An 18,334-nucleotide genomic window follows, 5' to 3' on the forward strand; every position below is an offset into this window, starting at 1 on the left:
GGCGGCGGCCCGGCTCGCGCGGGCGCGCTTCGGTTCCAGCGCCGCGAGGCTGTCGACGCGGCCGGTGCCGGTCAGGCCTGCGCGGAGGGCTCGACGGGAAACAGATGGAGGGCGCCGCTCGCCAGCGCGACGCGGCGGAAGCGCAGGCCGAAGCTGCGGTCGAGCGCCTCGTCGCGGATGACCGTGCCGGCCGGCCCGTCGAGCACGATCTCGCCGCCCGCCATCAGCACCAGCCGGTCGCAGAAGCGGCCGGCGAGATCGAGATCGTGGAGCACGACGACCACCGTCCGGCGCCCGGCTTCGGTCTTGAGCCGGCGCAGCAATGCCAGGCGGTGGCCGACGTCGAGGGCGGCGCCGGGCTCGTCGGCGAGCAGGACGGGGCAGGGGGCAGCCAGCACCGCGGCGAGCAGGGTGCGGGCGCGCTCGCCGCCGGACAGCTGCGACCAGCGGCGCGCCGCGAGCGCCGTCAGGTCGTGGTCGCGCAGCAGGCTCGTAACGGAGGGCCGCCGCTCGGCTCGCGCGGCCCCGAGCTCCAGCAGGTCACGCACCGAATAGTCCCAGGCCGGCGCGAAATGCTGCGGCACGTAGGCGATGGCGCGGCCGCGCTCCGCCGTAGTCATCGTCGCCACGTCCCGGCCGGCGCAGGTGACGCGGCCGGCCGTCGGCGCGGTGAGACCGGCGAGCACCCGCAGCAGCGTCGACTTGCCGGCGCCGTTGGGGCCGATCAATCCGACCAGGGTGCCGGGCTCGAGAGTGAGTCTGGCATCCGCGACGATGGCCCGGCCGGCGCGCCGGACCTCGACGCCGTCGGCGCCGAGCGCGCTCATGCGCGGAGCCTCCGCGCCAGCACCAGGAGAAAGAATGGGCCGCCGACCAGGGCGGTGATCAGCCCGAGCGGGATCTCCGCGGGGGGCAGGGCGGCGCGCGCCAGCGCATCGCACACCAGGACGATGGCCGCACCGATGCCGGCGGTAGCGGGCAGGAGCGCGCCGTGACGCGGCCCCACCCACCAGCGCGCCACGTGGGGCGCGACGAGCCCGACGAAGGCGACCAGCCCGCCGTAGGCGACGGCCACGGCGACGATCAGCGCGCCGACGAGGATCGCGCGCGAGACGAAGCGGACGGTGTCGAGGCCGAACGCCTGCGCCTGGTCCTCGTCGAGCCCGAGCAGGTCGAGGCCGTGCGCCAGCCGCTGTGCCAGGGCGAAGACGCCCGCCGTCAGCGCCGCGAGCAGGGCCAGGCCCGGCCAGGTCGGCGTCTGCACGCCGCCCAGCACCCAGCTCAGCACCACCTGCAGGCTGACCGTCTCGTCGGACAGCGCGAACATCAGGAACGAGCGGATGGCGGCGAGGATCGCGGCCACGGCGACGCCAGCGAGCAGCAGCCCGGCGGCGTCGAGATGGCCGGCGATGCGGGCGAACAGCACCACGAGCCAGGTCGCGCCCCAGGCGCCGAGGAACGACAGGGCCGCGAGCACCGGCGCCGCCGGCAGGCCGAGCGGCACCAGGAGGGCGATAGTGGCGCCGACGGCCGCGCCGCCGGCGCTGCCGAGCAGGTAGGGCTCGGCCAGCGGGTTGCGGAACACGCCCTGGAAGATGGCGCCGCCGAGGCCGAGCAGCGCGCCGACGAGGCCGGCCGCCAGCACGCGCGGCAGCCGCCAGTCCAGGAGCAGCCGGGCGCGCATGGTGTCCGGATCGGCGAACGCCGCCGCCACGTCGACAGGGCTCGCCCAGTCGTGGCCGGCGCACACGCCGAGCCCGACCCCGAGGGCGAGCGCGGCGGGAAGGGCCAGCGGCCAGGGGCGGGGGGCAAAGCGCGGTGCACGCATCATGGGGCTCGCTCGCCGGGATGCAGCAGCCGCGCCAGGCGCTCGATGCCGTCGACGGTGCGGGGGCCCGGGATCAGGAACTCGGCCCGCGGCACGATATGCGCGCGGCCGTTCCTGACCGCGCGCAGGCTGCGCCAGCCCGGCCGGGCGACGAGAGCGTCGAGCTCGTCCTGGCGGCCGGCGAGCAGCAGCACGTCCGGATCGGCGGCGATCGCCGCTTCGGGCGAGACCTGGGGCAGGCCCGAGGCGCTCGTGAGCGCCAGATCGGCCCCGGCGAGACGCAGGGCGTCGGCGGTGTAGGTGGCCTCGCGCACCACGAGGATGAGGCCGTTGCCGAGCTGGCCGGTGATGAGCAGGGCCTTGGGCCGCGCCCGTCGGCCGATGTGCGCTGCGACGGCCGCCATGCGGTCGGACAGCTGACTCACAACCGCCTCGCCGCGCTCGGGAACACCCGTCGCCCGCGCCAGCAGGCGGATGTTGGACAGCACCTCGTCCACCGAGCGGGCGAGCAGGACCAGCACGGGAATGCGGACCCGGGACATGGGGTCGAGCACCTGGTGCATCGCCTGCCGCGACGGTGTCAGCACCACGAGGTCCGGCGCCAGCGCGACGATGCGGTCGACCGAGAAGCCGAGCCTGCCGCCGACCAGCGGGCGATGCCCGGCCACGTCGGGCGGGTAGCGCGTGTAGCTCTCGATACCGACGATGCGATCGGCGAGGCCCAGGGCCGCCACCAGCTCCGTGTTGGAGGCGAAGATGGTGACGAGCCGCCGGGCGGGACGCGGCAGCACGACATCCCGCCCCATGGCGTCGCGCAGGGCGACCGCCTCGGCCCGTGCGGGCGTCGCAGCGGCGAGCACGGCCGCGACGGCGACAACGCACTGTGCGATGCGCGCCCGGCTCAAAAGCGCGCCTTCACGCCGGCGAGCAGCTGACGACCCGGCATGGAGGTGCCGTAGCCGCCGTTGTAGAAGCGCACGTCGGCGAGGATCGGCGCCTTGTCCAGCCCGATGAAGATCGGATGCTCGTTGACGTTGAAGACGTTGTTGACGCCGGCGAAGACCTTGACGCCCTTGAAGACCTCGACCTCCGCCAGCACGTTCCAGACCCAGAACGGGTCCTTGCGGTGGATGTATTCGCGATTGGGCTCGGCGAACGGTACCAGCAGATTTTCTTCGGTGTTGTACCACATGGGGCCGCGCAGCACGCCCTGGATCTGCAACGACCAGTCGTAGCGGTCGAGCTTCTGGCCGAAGCGTGTGCCGATCGCCGCCTCGTACTTGTACATGCGCTCGACGTTGTTGGTGTTGGCGGTGACGGCCGCGCCCTTGTCGGTCATCTCGAAATTATAGAAGCCGTTGGCATAGGCCGTCCAACGCCAGGTGCCGGCATCCTGGCCGAGCATGCGGAAGACGTCGGTGTCGAACTGCATCTCGATGCCGCGCACCACCACGTCCGCCGCGTTGTTGGCGTAGTCGGAGGTGTTGGCCACGCCGGGCCTGAGCCTGGTGATGATGCGGTCGGAGATGACGTTCTGGAACACCGCAGTGTCCAGGCGCCAGCCAGGGCCGGTCAGCGTCATGCCCGCCTCGATCTGCTCCGCCGTCTCCGGCTTGAGGTCGGGGTTGCCGAAGGTGCGGCCGCCGCCCAGCGCGGTGAAGTCCGCGGCGAGCTCGCTCGCCGTCGGCGCCCGGAAGCCGGAGGACGCGCCGACGCGGAAGCCCAGCCAGTCGAGGGCCTGGTAGGTGGCGCCGGTGGCGTAGGTGGTGGCGCTGTAGGGGATGGTGCGTGGCCGCTGGTTGGCGAGGTTGGGCGTCCAATCGAAGCTCGTCGTGCCGTAGGTCTGGCGGATGCCGCCGCGCACGGTCACCTTCTCATTGAAGAAGGTTTGCGAATCCTCCGCATAGAAGCCGTTGGCGGTGTCGGTCTGATTGTTGTCGATGGGGGCGATCTGCGACAGGCTGTTGCCGGGCACGCCCTGGCGATAGCGGTCCGAGCGCAGCGGGCTCGTCTCCCAGTCCCAGCCGAGGATGAGCTTGTTGCCTTCCCAAAGGTTGACCCAGGGCTGGATGCGGGTGCCGTAGACCTCGAGCCGGCGTCGGTTGAAATCGGCGGCGGTGCCTTTCGCCGGCAGGTTGTTGGAGCCTCGCTGCACGGGGGAGGCCCATTTGAAGCGGTCCACGTCGTTGTCGTAATAGGCCTGCGCCATCAGGCCGACGCGGCCGTCAGGCGACTGGCCTTTGTAGGTGACGTCGGCGCCCTGGTTGTAGCGGTCGTCGCGGCTGAGATAGTTGGCGCCCGAGCCGCGGAAGCCCGCATCGTAGATGCCGTCCGAGCGCACGCTGACATCGACGCGGTGGTCCGGGTTGATCTGCAGCCCGATGGCGCCGGCCCAGCCCTTGCGCGCCCAGTCGGTGTTGATCTGGCGGCCGCCGCCGGTGCCCGCATCGTAGTCGTCGCTGCGGCCGCCGTTGAGGCCGAAGTACCAGTCCACCGCATCGTAGACGCCGCCGGTGGCGGCACGGCCCTGGATCAGCCCCCAGCTGCCGCCCGAGGTCTCGACCGTGTTGCCGGGCGCGGTGCGGCCGGTCTTCAGGATGATGTTGATGACGCCGCCGATGTTCTGGCTGCCGTAGATCACCGAGGACGGGCCGCGCACGATCTCGATGCGCTCCACGTGCGCCAGCGACAGCTTGGAGAGGTTGGCTGTGCCGGCGCGGTGGCCGTTGATCAGCACCAGCACCTGGCTGCGGAAGTCCTTGCCCTGGCCGTCGGTGGAGCCGCCGCGGATGTTGATCGAGGTCTGGCCGGGGGTCCACTCGCTGAAGAAGCCGACCGCGTTCTCGGCGAGCAGGTCGGTCACCGACTTGGCCGTCGAATGCTCGATCTTCTGCTGGTCGATGACCTGCACCGTGCCGGGAATGCGGCTGCGCTCCTCCGGCAGGCCGGTCGCCGTCACGACGATCTCGTCGAGCCGTGTGACGTCCTCGGCTGCGGCGGGACATGCGGCGAAGCCGCTCGCGACGGCTGCCGCCAGGCCATGTCGGACTGTTCTCGAGATCACGCTTTGCACCCCCAGGTGAGAATCGCCGATCGCCTCGGCACGTCGAGCCGGTGGCCGCCGGCCTCGTTCACGGCGAGCCGCTCCAGGCGCGCCGCGAGAGTTGGCCTGCGCGCGTCCGCGTCGCTCCAGCCCAGCCGGTCGGCCAGGTACGCGGCGACGGCGCCGATGTCGGCGACCACCAGAGAAAACGTCCAGTCGGCCAGCCGGATGCCGTCCGGCCGGTGCGCGTCGCCGAGCGCCGCGAGCACGATGTCGACGCCGGGCGTCTCGTCCTCGCCATGCCACTCGGCGGGCAGGCAGCCGGCCAGGCACAGCCCGCGCGGGCCGTTCTGCGCCGGCACGACCCAGGCGACGGGGCCGGCGCTCCACTCCCGGCAGCGGGCGAGGAAGGGCAGCGGGGCCTGGAGCGGCGCCGGCATGTTGGCGGCGAGCACGGTGTCGAAGCGGCCGATACCGGTCGCCTCCTGCCAGTCGCAGGCGACGATTCGCGACGGCCCGTCGGGCACAGCGAGCCGCGCTCGCATGACGGGCGCCGGCTCGATCGCCGTCCAGTGGCAGCCGGGGTCGCGCAGCGCGCGCCCGAGCTGGCCGCCGCCGGCGCCGACGTCGAGGAAGTGGCCGAAGCGGCCGACGGCCTGGCGCAGCAGCGGCGCGACCTTGGCCGCGTAGTCGGACGTATCGATGCCGGATGCGTAGAGGCCGAGCGGATCGACAGGACGCCGGGCGGGCGGGTCAGACATGAGCGTGGATTCCAATATGCAATGTTATAACGTTACTCAAATACTCGCCTGAGGCAACCCGGCGCCAGCACACACGATGCAACGCCGATGAGCAGGCCCATGTCTGGCGTTCGCGCCGTTCCGGTCCGCCGCCGAGCGCAGAGTTCCGCCCACGGCGCGCGGGCACGCGCCAGCATGCTGGGGGACGCGGACGATGGGGATGGTGGTCACGGGATCGGGCCTCGGCGGCAACGTCAGTGGCACGTCACCGCGAACGAAGCCTCCCCGGGCGCCTGGCTGCGCTCGGTTCGGCAACGGATCGGTGCACCCCGCCCGACGCGTGCTCGCGTGTGACCACGACTGACGGCAGGTCTCCTGGCTCGCGGGTCTCGCTCCTCCGCTGCCTTCCCGGCCCCAGGGGACCAGTGGCACGATGCGGACGAATCACCGCTTACAGTTGCGGGGGCAGCCGCGGCATCGGGCCCAAGCCCTCACCGCGTTCCCTTTCAATCCCCGAGGGGAACCGTCACCGTCACCATAAAGGGGAAGCGTCCGAGGTCAAACGGCCGGCGGCGAGAGATCCGCCGGATCGGCGGCAGCACGGCGAAGGTGTGACACTTGCGTCACGGACGGCGGCCGCGGCGGCCGGTGCGCGCCGGGCCGTCGATTACGGCCGGCTGATATCGTCGACCGGCACCACCTCGCAGAGCGACGAGCGCAGACCCATCGAGCCGCTGATCGGATCCGTCTGGTCGCCGGCAATGAGCCGGTTGTAGTTGGCGCCGCCGTCGGAGAGCGCATCGTAGCCGGGCCGTCCCAGCTCGTCGTTGCCTTGCCACCAGCCGTACTGCGCGCTGACGACGCGCGCGTCCAGGCTGGCGTCGAACCTGGCGCGCATGCGCGCCCGCGCCGTGCCGGTGCGGATCTCCACCCAATCGCCGTCGCCGATGCCGCGCGCGCCGGCGGTGTCCGGGTGCAGGCTGATCTCGGGATCGGGCGCGCGGCGGCGCAGGGACGGGATGTGGCGGTGCTGGCCGTGGCAGTAGTGGACGACCTTGGCCGAGGTGAGCACCAGCGGATAGGGGCTGCCGGGCGCGGCATAAGGCGAGCGTGCCGGCTCGACGAAATGGGGCAATGGGTCCTGTCCGGCATCGCGGAACCGCTCGGAAAAGACCTCGATCTTGCCGGTCGGCGTGTTGAAGCCGCCGGTCTTGTAGCGAAAATAGTGCGGCTCGCCGGCCACGCTGATGCCGCCGGGCCGGGCGAGCAGGTCATCGAGCGCGAGGCCCAGCGGTTCCAGGATCGCGGCGAAGCCCGCCCGCATGTCCCCCTCCCAGAACAGATGGCCAAGGCCGAGCCGCTTTGCGAGCTCGAAGACGACTTGTCCATCGGACCGCGATTCCCCCGCGCTCGCCACCGCAGCCTGCCGGAACTGGACGAGGTTCTCCGCCCGCTGGCTTCCCTCGAAGCCGACGCGGAGCGTCTCGCGCTCCCACGCCGTATTGATGGGCAGGAAGATATCGGCGAACGCCGCCGTCGGCGACATGACGACGTCGGCGTGAACGTGGAACTCGAGCTTCGCGAGGGCTTGTGCGGCGCGGGCGCCGTCCGCGTGGTTGACGATGAAATTGCGCCCGAAGCCGACCACGGCCCTGATCGGGTAGGGCTTACCGTCGAGGATGGCGTCGTAGAGGGCGTCCGCTCCCACCCAATTGTTGCGGCCCGGCCCGAGGGGCGAACGCGCCAGCTCGATGCATTTGGCCCGCTGCTCGGCCGGCATGAGCTCATGGCCGCTGACGTCGCGAGCGGGCGGCCGGGAGAACTCAACGTTGCCGCCCGGCGCATCGAAGCTGCCGGTCAGGGCCATCAGCAAGGCGATGGCCCGGTCCATCTGCGTGGCGTTGGTGTGCTGGCCGACGCCGGACCACGCGTAGTAGCTGACGGGACGGGCGGCGAAGAGCAACTGGGCCGTTTCCGTCACCTGCTCCTTGCGGACCCAGGTCAGCTCCTCGACGCGCTCGGGCGAATAGGGCTCGCAGAGCTCCCGATAGAGGCTGAAGGCGGACCGGCAGGTCAGGGGCGCGCCGCCAACGGCGGCAAGCGTGACAGTGGCGTCGAGGGCCGGCGCGCGGCCGTCCGCGTAGGCGCGCTGCGACGGCGAATAGGCGACGGGCTCGCCCCTGGCGCCGTCCCACGCCATCAGATCGTCGGCTTCCGCACCCGCGGGCCGGACCGCCAGATCGCCGGCGCGCAGGAAGCGCTTGGTATCGGCCCGCACCAGCAGCGGGCCGTTCGTCCAGTCCCGCATGAAGCCGACGTCGTACCAGCCGTGGCGGATCATCTCCCGGGCGATGCCGAGCGCCAGCGCACCGTCGGCCCCGGGACGCACACGCAGCCATTGGTCGGCGCGGGCAGCAAAGCCGGCGCGCCGGGGATCGACGACGACGAGACGGGCGCCGCGCGTGCGGGCCGCGCCCGTCGCCTTGGCATGGTCGAGCCAGGTGGCGCTCGGATTATGGCCCCACAGCACGACGCAGCCCGACTGTTCGAAGTCGGGCGAGGCGATCGACCGGCCGAACGTGTAGGCGTGGGCATAGTCCTTGTGCCAGTTGCAGATCTCCGTGCCGTAGGCCGTGTTCGGGCTGCCGAAGGCATTGATGAAGCGCTCGATCCAGCGCAGGTCGTCGGAGATCGGCGTGGCGCTGGGCGTGGTGAGCCCGAACGCCACGGCCTCGGCGCCGGACTCGTCGCGGATGCGGCCGAGCTCGGTCGCGACGCGCGCCAGGGCCTCGTCCCAGGATATGCGCTGCCAGCCGGGATCCGGATCGCCCTTCGGCCGGGTCCGCTTCAACGGGTACAGCTGGCGCTGCGGATTGTAGATGATTTCCGGCGCCGCCCGCCCCTTGATGCAGAGCGACTGGCCGGTCGGATGCTCGGGGTTCGGCTCCTGCGCGATGAAGCGGCCGTCCCGCGTGACGAAGATCGCGCCGCAGCGCGACTTGCACAGCGCGCAGAACCCGGGCGTGCGTGTTTCGGTCATGCTCGTATCGACGTTCGTCATGGCGCAACGCAGGGCCTTCGTGCGGCGGAGCGCCGGCAAGCTCATCGGCCGCCGGCACCGATCGCTTCAGCATACGCGGGAATCGGCGGATGCGCTCCCATGCAGCGCCGATCGCCTGCGTGGCGTCGAATCCGAATGCGGACGACATGTCACGCCTCAGCGCGTACATTTAATCGCTGGCGAAAACGCCGGCGTCTTCGGGAGGATCATCATGGCAAGCTGGCGACCCGACCCCTCGTTCTATCCTTCGCCGCGGATGGCGGCCAAGGCACCGCGTGAGAGCCTGGCCTACGTGGCCTCCTTCGACCCCGAGCGTGCCAAGCCCGATGCGATCGCCGTCGTCGACGTCGATCCGGCCTCGTCCACCTATGCGCAGATCGTCGGCCAGGTCGACATGCCCCACGCCGGCGACGAGCTGCATCACTTCGGCTGGAACGCGTGCTCGTCGTGTCTCTGCCCGAACGCACCGCATCCGCACATGGAGCGCCGCTATCTCGTCGTGCCGGGCCTGCGCTCGTCGCGCCTGCACATCGTCGACACCAAGCCCGATCCGCGCAAACCCACGATCGCGAAGGTCATCGAGCCGGAGGAGATCGCCGAGAAGGCCGGCTACACGCGGCTGCACACCACCCACTGCGGCCCCGAGGGCATCTACGTCAACGCGCTCGGCAACGCCGAGGGCAAGGCGCCCGGCGGCATCTTCCTGCTCGATCCCGAGAGCTTCGACGTGCTCGGCCAATGGGAGATGGACCGCGGCCCGCAGCAGCTCGCCTACGACTTCTGGTGGCATCTCGGCCACGACACCATGATCACCAGCGAGTGGGGGACGCCCGATACCTTCGAGAACGGGCTGGTGCCGGAGGTGCTGCTCGGCAGCAAGTATGGCCGCCGCCTGCACTTCTGGGACCTGCACAAGCGAAAGCATCTCCAGGAGATCGACTTCGGCGAGGAGCACCAGCTCGTCTTCGAGCTCAGGCCGGCGCACGACCCGACCAAGGCCTACGGCTTCGTCGGCTGCGTCATCAGCCTGAAGGACCTGTCGGCCTCGATCTGGACCTGGTACCGGGACGGCGACAAATGGGCCGTCAAGAAGGTCATCGAGATCCCGGCCGAGCCCGCCGACCCGAGCCTGCTGCCGCCGGTGCTGCAGGGCTTCAAGGCGGTCGCGCCGCTGGTCACCGACATCGACCTGTCGATGGACGATCGCTTCCTCTACGTCTCCTGCTGGGGCACCGGCGACATGATCCAGTACGACGTGTCCGACCCGTTCGCGCCGAAGGAGACAGGGCGCGTGCGCATCGGCGGCATCGTCTCGCGCGCCGGCCATCCCGGCGCCAAGGCGGCGGCGCTCAACGGCGGGCCGCAGATGGTCGAGATCAGCCGCGACGGTAAGCGGGTCTACTTCACCAACTCGCTCTACGGGGCCATCGACCCGCAGTTCTATCCCGAGGGCATCGACGGCTGGATGGTGAAGCTCGACGTGGGCGACAACGGCGGCATCAGCTTCGACGACAAGTTCTTCGTCGACTGGCCCAAGGGCCATCGCCCGCACCAGGTGCGGCTGGAAGGGGGCGACTGCTCGTCCGATTCCTACTGCTACCCGTGATGCGCGCGCCGCCGGCCGAACGTTCGCGCCCGATGGCGGCCTGAGATGTCGCCCTGGCTGGTGCTGGCCGGCCTCGGCGCCTTTCACGGGCTCAACCCCGCCATGGGCTGGCTGTTCGCGGTGGCGCTCGGCCTGCACCGCCATAGCCGGCGTGCCCTGTGGCTGTCGCTGATGCCGATCGCGCTGGGCCACGCGGCGTCGGTGGCGGCCGTGGTGGTCGCCGTCGTGGCCCTCGGCTTCGTCGTCGAGCTGCGCTGGCTGAACGTGGCGGCGGGCATGCTGCTCATCGCCTGGGCCGTCTACCAGGCGGTGCGCGGGCATCGGCATCGCGTGCGCGTCGGCATGCAGACGGGGCTGGCCGGGCTCGGCCTCTGGTCCTTCCTGATGGCGACCGGACACGGCGCCGGGCTGATGCTGATCCCGGTGGTCATCCCCCTGTGCCTGGCGGCCGCGCCGGCGGCGGAGCTGACCGCGCAGGGCTCGCTGCCGGTGGCGCTGGCCGCCGTCGGCGTGCATACGGCGGCGATGCTGGTGACCATCGCGGCGGTGTCGACGGTCGTCTACGAATGGCTGGGGCTCGCCTTCCTGCGGCGCGGCTGGATCAACCTCGACTATCTCTGGATCGCCGCCTTGGCGGCGAGCGGCCTGATCCTCATTGTATGAAGGCATGACACACGACACGGACTTCGTCCCCACCGCCACGGCGCGAGAGGCGGTCGACCGGCTGGCGGCGCTCTATGCGCAGGCGACCGGCACGCTGCGCCAGGCCCTCGACGGCTATTTGGCGACGCGCCGCCTGCCGAGCCCGCAAGAGCAGGCCCTGTTCCGCTATCCCGCGCTGCGCGTCACCTATCATCCCCAGGGGCTGATGCCGTCGTCGCCGCGCTCCTACGCCAAGTTCCAGGGGCCGGGCGTCTACGTGACGACCGTCACGCACCCGCGGACCTTCCGGCCCTACCTGGAGGAGCAGCTGGGCCTGCTCATGGGCGACTACGGCGCCACCGTCGAGGTCGGGCTGTCGCAGCAGGATATTCCCTACCCCTACGTGGTCGAGCGCGGCGACGAGCTCGGCGGCACAGGCGTCACGGCGGCCGAGCTCGCCCGCTATTTCCCGACCCCGTTGCTGGCGGAGGTGGGCGACGAGATCGCCGACGGCTATTGGGACATCATCCCCGGCCGGCCCTTGCCGCTGGCCCTGTTCGATGCCGTACGCGTCGATTTCTCGCTCAAGCGCCTGCTCCACTACACCGGCAGCGACTGGCGCTTCGTGCAGCCCTGGATCATGCTCACCAACTATCACCGCTACGTCGACCAGTTCGTGCGCCATGGGCTGGACGAGTTGCAAAGGGGCGGGCGGTTCACCAGCCTCGTGCTGCCCGGCAACACGGTGATCGACCGCTCCATGTCGGAAGCGGAGGGCATGCAGCGCATCGCCGGCGTCGCCTGGCACCGCTTCCAGATGCCAGCCTACCACCTGACCGCGGAGGACGGGCACGGCGTCACGCTAGTCAACATCGGCGTCGGTCCGGCCAACGCCAAGAACATCACCGACCACCTGGCGGTGCTCAGGCCGCACTGCTGGCTGATGATCGGCCATTGCGGCGGCCTGCGGCAGTCGCAGACCATCGGCGACTACGTGCTCGCCCACGCCTATCTCAGGCGCGACGGCGTGCTCGACAGCGCGGTGCCGACCGACATTCCCATCCCTGCGCTGGCCGAGGTGCAGGTGGCCTTGCAGGAGGCGGCGGCCGAGGTCACCGGCGAGCAGGGCGTGTCGCTGAAGCGCCGGCTGCGGACCGGCACGGTGCTCACCTATGACGACCGCAACTGGGAGCTGCGCTGGAGCCAGGAGCGGCGGCGCATCAACCTGTCGCGCGCCATCGCCGTCGACATGGAGAGCGGCACCATCGCCGCCCAGGGCTACCGGCTCAGGGTGCCCTACGGCACGCTGCTCTGCGTCTCCGACAAGCCCCTGCACGGCGAGATCAAGCTCCCGGGCTCCGCCAGCGCCTTCTACGAGCGGGCGGTGGAGGAGCACATGACGATCGGGCTTGCGGCGCTCAACCTGCTGCGCAGCCGCCTCGACCAGATGCACTCGCGCAAGCTCAGGAGCTTCGACGAACCGCCGTTCAGGTAGGACCACCGTGGAGGCGCAGATGCCGAGATCGTTCACGGTCGCATGGGACAAGGCCAGGGTGGAGGAGTTGCGCGCTCGGGTGCGTGGCTTTCGCATCCCCGCCATGCCGGACGGAGCCGATTGGACCTACGGCTGCGATCCCGGATTCCTGAAGCGTCTTTGCGAGTACTGGGCCGACGGCTTCGACGCCGACGCGGCAGCGGCGGAGCTCAACCGCTATCCGCAGGTTCTGGCGCGCGTCGAGGATATCGACATCCACGCCGTGCACGTCGTCGGCGAAGCCGGGGGGCGGCGGCCGCTCCTCCTGTCCCATGGCTGGCCCGGCTCGATCTACGAGTTCTGGCAGGTGATCGAGCCGCTCGCCTTTCCCACGCGCCACGGCGGCCGGGCCGAGGACGCGTTCGACCTGGTGATCCCGTCGCTGCCGGGCTTCGGCTTCTCGGGCAAGCCTGCGGCACCGGTCGGCGCGCGCACGACGGCCAGGCTGTTCGACGCGCTGATGCGCGAGCAGCTCGGCTATGCGCGTTACTTCGCCCAGGGCGGCGACTGGGGATCGGCCGTCAGCGCCTGGCTGGCGCTCGAGCATGCGCCATCGATCCGCGCGATCCACCTCAACTTCCTGCTCGTCCAGCCGCCCGGCGGCCCGGTGACGGACGAGGAAAAGGCCTGGCAGCGATCCCGCGACGCGGTGCAACAGCAGCTCGGCGCCTATTCGGCGCTGCAGGCCACCAGGCCGCGGTCGCTGGCCTACGCCATGGCGGACAATCCGGTGGCGCAGGCGGCCTGGATCGTCGAGCGATTCTACGACTGGAGCGACCGGCGCGAGCGGCCCTTCGAGGCGATCTTCTCGAAGGACCAACTGCTCACCAACGTGATGATCTACGTCATGAACGACGCCTTCACGAGCGCCTCCTACTACTATGCCGCCGCACTCACGGAGGGCGTACGCCAGATCCCGGAAGGCCGGCGCGTGGAGGTGCCAACGGCGTTCGCCGCCTATCCCGACCCGCGTTCGCCGAGCCCGCCGCGCAGTTGGGTCGAGCGCGGCTACGCGCTGACGCGCTGGACCGAGCCCGTCCGTGGCGGCCATTTCGCCGCCATGGAGGCGCCGGCCTTCTTCGTCGACGACCTGCGCGCCTGGGCCCGCGACATCGGCTGACCGACGCCAAGAGCGGAGCGATCCGTCACGCGGTCTTCTCCTCGATCAAGCCAAGATCCGCGATCATCGTTTCGCGGATCTTGAACTTCTGGATCTTGCCGGTGACGGTCGTCGGAAAGCCATCGACGACTCGGATGTACTTCGGCACCTTGTAGTGCGCGATCTGATCCTTGCAAAAGCTGCGGATCTCCTCATCCACGAGGCTCGTGCCGGGCTTGGCGATGATCCAGGCGCAAAGCTCTTCGCCGTAGCGCGTGTCGGGCAGCCCGACGACCTGCACATCCTGGACCTTGGGGTGGCGGTAGAGGAATTCCTCGATCTCGCGCGGATAGATGTTCTCGCCGCCGCGGATCACCATGTCCTTGATGCGGCCGACGATGTTGACGTAGCCTTCGGCGTCCATCGTGGCGAGGTCGCCGGTGTGCATCCAGCCTTCCGCATCGATCGCCTCCCGGGTTTTCTCCTCGTCGCCCCAGTAGCCCTGCATCACCGAGTAGCCCCGGGTGCAGAACTCGCCCGGCGCTCCCCGCGGCACGGTGGCGCCGGTTTCCGGGTCGATGACCTTGATCTCGAGGTGCGGCTGCACCTGGCCGACCGTGGTGACGCGCCGGGCCAGCGGCGTTTCGGTCGTGCTCTGGCAGCTCACCGGGCTGGTCTCCGTCATCCCGTAGGCGATGGTGATCTCGGAGAGGTGCATCTGGTCGACGACGCGCCGCATCACCTCGATCGGACACGAGGCGCCGGCCATGATGCCGGTGCGCAGGCTGCTGAGATCGAATTCGGCGAAGCGCGGGTGATTGAGCTCCGCGATGAACATGGTCGGCACGCCGTGCAGCGCGGTGCAGCGCTCGGCCTGCACGGCCTCGAGCACCGTCAGCGGCTCAAACCCGTCGTTGGGATAGACGATGGTGCTGCCATGGGTCAGGCACGCCAGGCTGCCCAGCACCATGCCGAAGCAGTGGTACATCGGCACGGGGATGCAGAGCCTGTCGTCGGGCGTGAGCTTCATGCACTCGCCGATGAAGAAGCCGTTGTTCAGGATGTTGCGGTGGGTGAGCGTCGCTCCCTTGGGAAAGCCCGTGGTGCCGCTGGTGAACTGGATGTTGATGGGATCGGTGGCGGAGAGCGAGCGCTGAACCTCCGCCACGCGGGCATCCGCGGCATCGCCGCTGGCGAGCAGCTGCGAGAAGCGGTGCGCGCCTGCTTCCTCGGGGCCCTCGCCGGCGTCGTCGAGCCACCAGATGCGGCGCAGCCCCGGCAGCCGCTCCGCCCCGAGCTCGCGCAGCATCGCCAGATACTCGCTGGTCTTGAAGCGCGGCATGGTCACCAGGGCTTTGCAGCCGGCCTTGTTGAGCGCGTACTCCACCTCGGCCGTGCGGTAGGCCGGGTTGATGTTCACCAGGATCAGTCCCGTCTTGGCGGTGGCGATCTGCATCAGCACCCAGGCGACGTTGTTGTGCGACCAGATGCCGATCCGGTCGCCCGGCTCCAGCCCCGTTCGCAACAGGGCGCTGGCCAGCTGGTTCGATGCCGCCTGCAATTGGCGGTAGGTGAGCCGCCGGCCTTCATGCCGGCTCACCAGCGCCGCTTGGTCCGGCTGCCGCGTCACCATGCTGTCGAAGAAGTCGCCGATGGTCTGTTCGATCAGCGGCGGGGTTGTGGCGCCCTGGGCGCTGGACGGCTGATCCGACACGCTTACCTCCCCGTGGCCGCGACATGCTCTGGATTCGGCAACCCACGTTGACGGGGCTGCCCATGGACCGGAAGCCCGACGGCGTTCCTGCGGCTTGAGCCACAGGATACAGGAAAGCGTTCGTCGGCGCATGCACGAGCGGCCGGGCCGCGAGGGCTCGCACGGCGGAGATGTGGCCGGCAGCGCCTCGGACGACGATGCCGTTCATGTTCAGACACAAATCGTCATGCAGTGGAACACAAGCGCCATGCGCAGGCCCGCCTTGGTGCCGAATGAGCGCGGGCTGACTGATGGAGCCCGCCGCGCGTGCCCGTGCTTGCCAAGAGATCCGTCTTCTCGAAGAGATCCGTCTTGTCGAACCGGCGTGCGATCGTCGTCGCGGCCGCACTCGCGCTCCTGGTCGTGCCCTTCCTGATGGCGCTGGGCTCCCGCTCGGCCGGCCAGCCGCCGGCTGGCAATGGTCTGGGGCGGCCGCTGGCGGACAGCTCCCTCGCCGACAGCATCGCCCGCAGCCGCGGGCGGCCGTCGCTCCTCGCCCGCCTGATCACCGGGACCACCGCGACGACCGCATGGCAAGCGGACTGACGGCTCCTATATCTGAGCGGCAGGGAGCCCCGTCATGACCATCAAAGTCCTCTCGATCGCCGCCGTGGCGCTCGCCCTCACCGCGCAAGCGGCCACCGCCCAGCCGGCCTCCTCGCGCCAGCGCCAGCCCGACAGCTACCGGCAGGCACGGGGTAACGGCGAGATCTGTGCGCGCATCTGCCCCCACGACACCACCCCGTGCGATCCGATCAGCTTCAAGATTGCTGACGGCCGCTGCAACCCCATGGCCTACACCGGGCCGTAGGTGCTGCCGGGCGCGGAGGCAACGCGCGTGTCGATCGAAAAAAAACGGGGCCGCGAGCGGCCCCGCCGACTGCAATCTTGTTCGCCCGTCAGAGATGCTCCAGCTCTTTGATTCTGGAGCGCGAGATGCTCAGCGCAGGCGCTCGAGCACGCTCACGTAGTTGGCGACGGCCGCGCCGCCCATGTTGAAGATGCCGGCGAGCTTGGCGTTGGGGATCTGGATGCCGCCGGCTTCGCCCATCAGCTGCATGGCGCAGAGCGCGTGCATGGAGACGCCGGTGGCGCCGATGGGATGGCCCTTGGCCTTGAGGCCGCCGGAGGGGTTCACCGGCAGCTTGCCGTCCTTCTGCGTCCAGCCCTCGGCGATGGCGCGGGCGCCCTGGCCTTCCGGCGTCAGGCCCATGGCCTCGTACTCGATCAGCTCGGCGATGGTGAAGCAGTCGTGGGTCTCGACGAACGACAGGTCGCTGAGGCTGATGCCCGCCTTGGCCAGCGCCTGCTGCCAGGCCTCGGTGCAGCCTTCGAACTTCAGGATGTCGCGCTTCGACATCGGCAGGAAATCCTGGGCGTGGCCGGTGCCGCGGAAGACCACGGCGCGGGGCATCTTGAGCGCCGTGTCCACGTCGGCGAGCACGACCGCGGCGGCGCCGTCCGACACCAGCGAGCAGTCGGTGCGCTTCAGCGGGCCGGCGACGAAGGGGTTCTTGTCGCTCTCCTGGCGGCAGAACTCGTAGCCGAAATCCTTGCGCATCTGGGCGTAGGGGTTGTCGACGCCGTTCTTGTGGTTCTTGGCGGCGATCATGGCGAGCGCGTCGGACTGGTCGCCGTGGCGCTGGAAGTAGGCGTCGGCGATCTTGCCGAACACCCCGGCGAAGCCGCCCTGGATCTCGCTGTCCTCCTTCAGGTAGGAGGCGCGCAGCAGGTTCTGGCCGATCTGCGGGCCCGGGGTGGTGGTCATCTGCTCGACGCCGACGACCAGGACGATGCGGCCGGCCTTGGCCTCGATGGTCTTGATCGCCTGGTGCACGGCGGCGGAGCCGGTGGCGCAGGCGTTCTCCACCCGCAGCGCCGGCTTGAAGCGCAGCCGGTCATCGGCCTGCAGCACCAGCGAGGCGGTGAAATCCTGGGCCGAGAAGCCGGCGTTGAAGTGGCCGAGCACGATCTCGTCGACCTCCTTGGGGCCGATGCCGGCGTGCTCCATGGCCTCGTTCGCCACCCGCACGACCAGGCTCTCGACGGTCTCGGTGTCGAACTTGCCGAAGGGCGTATGCGCCCATCCTACGATCGCTGCGGTCATCGTCTGCTCCTCGCTAGCTGCCGCCCGGACGACGGCCCTGGACTCTTTGTGTGGATACACGGTCGAGAGTTCAAGCGCACGTTAATGCATGCGCGGCAAGGCTGGCTACCGGTTTCGCCATGGCCGGGTCAAACCCCTGGAGAGCGCATCGACCGGCTGGACGCTGCCCGAGCGAGCCGGCGCATGTCCCGATCGGCTGATCACGTCCGATCGGGCAAGGATCCCGGCGGATCCCGGTTCAAGACGATCTGCATCAGCACGAGGTCGAGCCAGCGGCCGAACTTGGTGCCCACCTCGGGCATGTAGGCGACCTCGCGAAAGCCCACGTCGGTGTGGAGCGCGATGGAAGCCGCGTTGCCGGCCTCGATGCCGGCGACCATCACGTGCTTGCGCGCCTGCCGCGCGCGGGCGATCAGCGCCGCCATCAGGCCGCGGCCGATGCCGCGCCGGTGCTGGCCAGCCGCCACATAGATGGAATTCTCGACCGTGTGGCGGTAGCCGGGCCAGACGCGGAAGTCGCCGAACGTGGCAAAGCCCACCACCGCGCCGTCGATCTCGGCCACGAGCACTGGATAGCCGCGTCCCTGCCGCTCCCTGAGCCAGGCCTCCCGACCGGCGAGCGTGGACGGCTCCTCGGTCCACACGGCAGTCGTCTCCAGGACGCTATGATTGTAGATCAGCAGGATGGCGCGCGCGTCGGTGAGGAGCGCGTCGCGAATCAGCAGGGACGACATGGCGAAAGCTCCGGCGCCGTGCGGGAGGCTGGTCAAATCCTCTCCGCCTCCCTCCGCGTCGTGGGCCGGGTCCACCCGGTCATCCATCTGCTGAGAAATGCGCCTCTCGGCCAGCCCAGTTGATGTGACGTTGATTGCCGCGATGGCCGATCGGGTCAAGCCCACACAACGGCTGTAGATGGTGATG

At 70.0% G+C, this 18,334-nt stretch carries 15 protein-coding genes and 1 riboswitch; of the genes, 6 read left to right on the forward strand and 9 right to left on the reverse strand.

Annotation, left to right across the window (positions count from 1 at the left end):
- Nucleotides 1-71: 71 nt before the first annotated feature.
- From ACZ5PO_RS12330 to ACZ5PO_RS12355, 6 genes are all read right to left on the reverse strand, one after another.
- The gene (locus ACZ5PO_RS12330) at nt 72-827 is read right to left on the reverse strand and encodes an ABC transporter ATP-binding protein (protein WP_464193754.1); all 756 of its coding nucleotides are present in this window, start codon (nt 825-827) and stop codon (nt 72-74) included.
- Complete coding sequence (locus tag ACZ5PO_RS12335) at nt 824-1,831, reverse strand: FecCD family ABC transporter permease (protein WP_464193756.1); 1,008 nt, start codon at nt 1,829-1,831, stop codon at nt 824-826. The genes ACZ5PO_RS12330 and ACZ5PO_RS12335 overlap by 4 nt, the downstream gene beginning before the upstream one ends.
- On the reverse strand, nt 1,828-2,733 hold the full coding sequence (locus ACZ5PO_RS12340; protein WP_464193758.1) for an ABC transporter substrate-binding protein: 906 nt from the start codon (nt 2,731-2,733) through the stop codon (nt 1,828-1,830). Before ACZ5PO_RS12340 ends, ACZ5PO_RS12335 begins: the two co-directional genes overlap by 4 nt.
- A complete protein-coding gene (locus ACZ5PO_RS12345) occupies nt 2,730-4,892 on the reverse strand; it encodes a TonB-dependent receptor (protein ID WP_464193760.1) in 2,163 nt (720 codons plus the stop codon). The genes ACZ5PO_RS12340 and ACZ5PO_RS12345 overlap by 4 nt, the downstream gene beginning before the upstream one ends.
- Entirely contained in the window at nt 4,889-5,632 is a 744-nt protein-coding gene (locus ACZ5PO_RS12350) for a class I SAM-dependent methyltransferase (protein WP_464193762.1), read from the reverse strand. Before ACZ5PO_RS12350 ends, ACZ5PO_RS12345 begins: the two co-directional genes overlap by 4 nt.
- 327 nt (nt 5,633-5,959) lie before the next feature.
- A riboswitch (cobalamin riboswitch) is annotated at nt 5,960-6,154 on the reverse strand.
- A 124-nt stretch (nt 6,155-6,278) separates the two neighbouring features.
- The gene (locus ACZ5PO_RS12355) at nt 6,279-8,651 is read right to left on the reverse strand and encodes a molybdopterin-dependent oxidoreductase (RefSeq protein WP_464193764.1); all 2,373 of its coding nucleotides are present in this window, start codon (nt 8,649-8,651) and stop codon (nt 6,279-6,281) included.
- 232 nt (nt 8,652-8,883) lie between these two features.
- Here ACZ5PO_RS12355 and ACZ5PO_RS12360 point away from each other — a divergent pair, with 232 nt between their 5' ends.
- Genes ACZ5PO_RS12360 through ACZ5PO_RS12375 form a run of 4 tightly spaced genes read left to right on the forward strand, consistent with a single transcriptional unit; the run spans nt 8,884 to nt 13,574 of the window.
- On the forward strand, nt 8,884-10,278 hold the full coding sequence (locus ACZ5PO_RS12360; RefSeq protein WP_464193766.1) for a selenium-binding family protein: 1,395 nt from the start codon (nt 8,884-8,886) through the stop codon (nt 10,276-10,278).
- Nucleotides 10,279-10,323: 45 nt separating this feature from the next.
- Nucleotides 10,324-10,941 (forward strand): hypothetical protein, encoded by a 618-nt coding sequence (locus tag ACZ5PO_RS12365; protein WP_464193768.1) that lies wholly within the window; start codon nt 10,324-10,326, stop codon nt 10,939-10,941.
- Between the two features lie 4 nt (nt 10,942-10,945).
- Nucleotides 10,946-12,415 (forward strand): AMP nucleosidase, encoded by a 1,470-nt coding sequence (locus ACZ5PO_RS12370; RefSeq protein ID WP_464193770.1) that lies wholly within the window; start codon nt 10,946-10,948, stop codon nt 12,413-12,415.
- Between the two features lie 19 nt (nt 12,416-12,434).
- A complete protein-coding gene (locus tag ACZ5PO_RS12375; protein WP_464193772.1) occupies nt 12,435-13,574 on the forward strand; it encodes an epoxide hydrolase family protein in 1,140 nt (379 codons plus the stop codon).
- 25 nt (nt 13,575-13,599) lie between these two features.
- On the opposite strand, the gene ACZ5PO_RS12380 is transcribed toward ACZ5PO_RS12375, so the two are convergent.
- Nucleotides 13,600-15,267 (reverse strand): AMP-binding protein, encoded by a 1,668-nt coding sequence (locus ACZ5PO_RS12380; RefSeq protein WP_464193774.1) that lies wholly within the window; start codon nt 15,265-15,267, stop codon nt 13,600-13,602.
- A 351-nt stretch (nt 15,268-15,618) separates the two neighbouring features.
- On the opposite strand from ACZ5PO_RS12380, the gene ACZ5PO_RS12385 reads away from it, so the two are divergent.
- Both ACZ5PO_RS12385 and ACZ5PO_RS12390 read left to right on the forward strand, forming a co-directional pair.
- On the forward strand, nt 15,619-15,852 hold the full coding sequence (locus ACZ5PO_RS12385) for a hypothetical protein (protein ID WP_464193777.1): 234 nt from the start codon (nt 15,619-15,621) through the stop codon (nt 15,850-15,852).
- Nucleotides 15,853-15,886: 34 nt separating this feature from the next.
- The gene (locus tag ACZ5PO_RS12390; RefSeq protein WP_464193779.1) at nt 15,887-16,117 is read left to right on the forward strand and encodes a hypothetical protein; all 231 of its coding nucleotides are present in this window, start codon (nt 15,887-15,889) and stop codon (nt 16,115-16,117) included.
- A gap of 129 nt (nt 16,118-16,246) precedes the next feature.
- Here ACZ5PO_RS12390 and ACZ5PO_RS12395 read toward each other — a convergent pair whose 3' ends face one another.
- Together ACZ5PO_RS12395 and ACZ5PO_RS12400 are read right to left on the reverse strand one after the other, a co-directional pair.
- Nucleotides 16,247-17,413 (reverse strand): acetyl-CoA acetyltransferase, encoded by a 1,167-nt coding sequence (locus tag ACZ5PO_RS12395; RefSeq protein ID WP_464193781.1) that lies wholly within the window; start codon nt 17,411-17,413, stop codon nt 16,247-16,249.
- Nucleotides 17,414-17,613: 200 nt separating this feature from the next.
- A complete protein-coding gene (locus tag ACZ5PO_RS12400) occupies nt 17,614-18,147 on the reverse strand; it encodes an N-acetyltransferase family protein (protein ID WP_464193783.1) in 534 nt (177 codons plus the stop codon).
- Nucleotides 18,148-18,334: the final 187 nt, after the last annotated feature.

It is taken from the genome of Chelatococcus sp. KU-N122, from assembly GCF_055391085.1.

What these genes read in the sequence shown, in the direction of transcription:
- ACZ5PO_RS12330 (WP_464193754.1), bottom strand. Translation starts at nt 827, where the DNA reads ATGAGCGCGCTCGGCGCCGACGGCGTCGAGGTCCGGCGCGCCGGCCGG.
- ACZ5PO_RS12335 (WP_464193756.1), bottom strand. Translation starts at nt 1,831, where the DNA reads ATGATGCGTGCACCGCGCTTTGCCCCCCGCCCCTGGCCGCTGGCCCTT.
- ACZ5PO_RS12350 (WP_464193762.1), bottom strand. Translation starts at nt 5,632, where the DNA reads ATGTCTGACCCGCCCGCCCGGCGTCCTGTCGATCCGCTCGGCCTCTAC.
- ACZ5PO_RS12355 (WP_464193764.1), bottom strand. Translation starts at nt 8,651, where the DNA reads ATGACCGAAACACGCACGCCCGGGTTCTGCGCGCTGTGCAAGTCGCGC.
- ACZ5PO_RS12360 (WP_464193766.1), top strand. Translation starts at nt 8,884, where the DNA reads ATGGCAAGCTGGCGACCCGACCCCTCGTTCTATCCTTCGCCGCGGATG.
- ACZ5PO_RS12365 (WP_464193768.1), top strand. Translation starts at nt 10,324, where the DNA reads ATGTCGCCCTGGCTGGTGCTGGCCGGCCTCGGCGCCTTTCACGGGCTC.
- ACZ5PO_RS12370 (WP_464193770.1), top strand. Translation starts at nt 10,946, where the DNA reads ATGACACACGACACGGACTTCGTCCCCACCGCCACGGCGCGAGAGGCG.
- ACZ5PO_RS12375 (WP_464193772.1), top strand. Translation starts at nt 12,435, where the DNA reads ATGCCGAGATCGTTCACGGTCGCATGGGACAAGGCCAGGGTGGAGGAG.
- ACZ5PO_RS12390 (WP_464193779.1), top strand. Translation starts at nt 15,887, where the DNA reads ATGACCATCAAAGTCCTCTCGATCGCCGCCGTGGCGCTCGCCCTCACC.
- ACZ5PO_RS12395 (WP_464193781.1), bottom strand. Translation starts at nt 17,413, where the DNA reads ATGACCGCAGCGATCGTAGGATGGGCGCATACGCCCTTCGGCAAGTTC.
- ACZ5PO_RS12400 (WP_464193783.1), bottom strand. Translation starts at nt 18,147, where the DNA reads ATGTCGTCCCTGCTGATTCGCGACGCGCTCCTCACCGACGCGCGCGCC.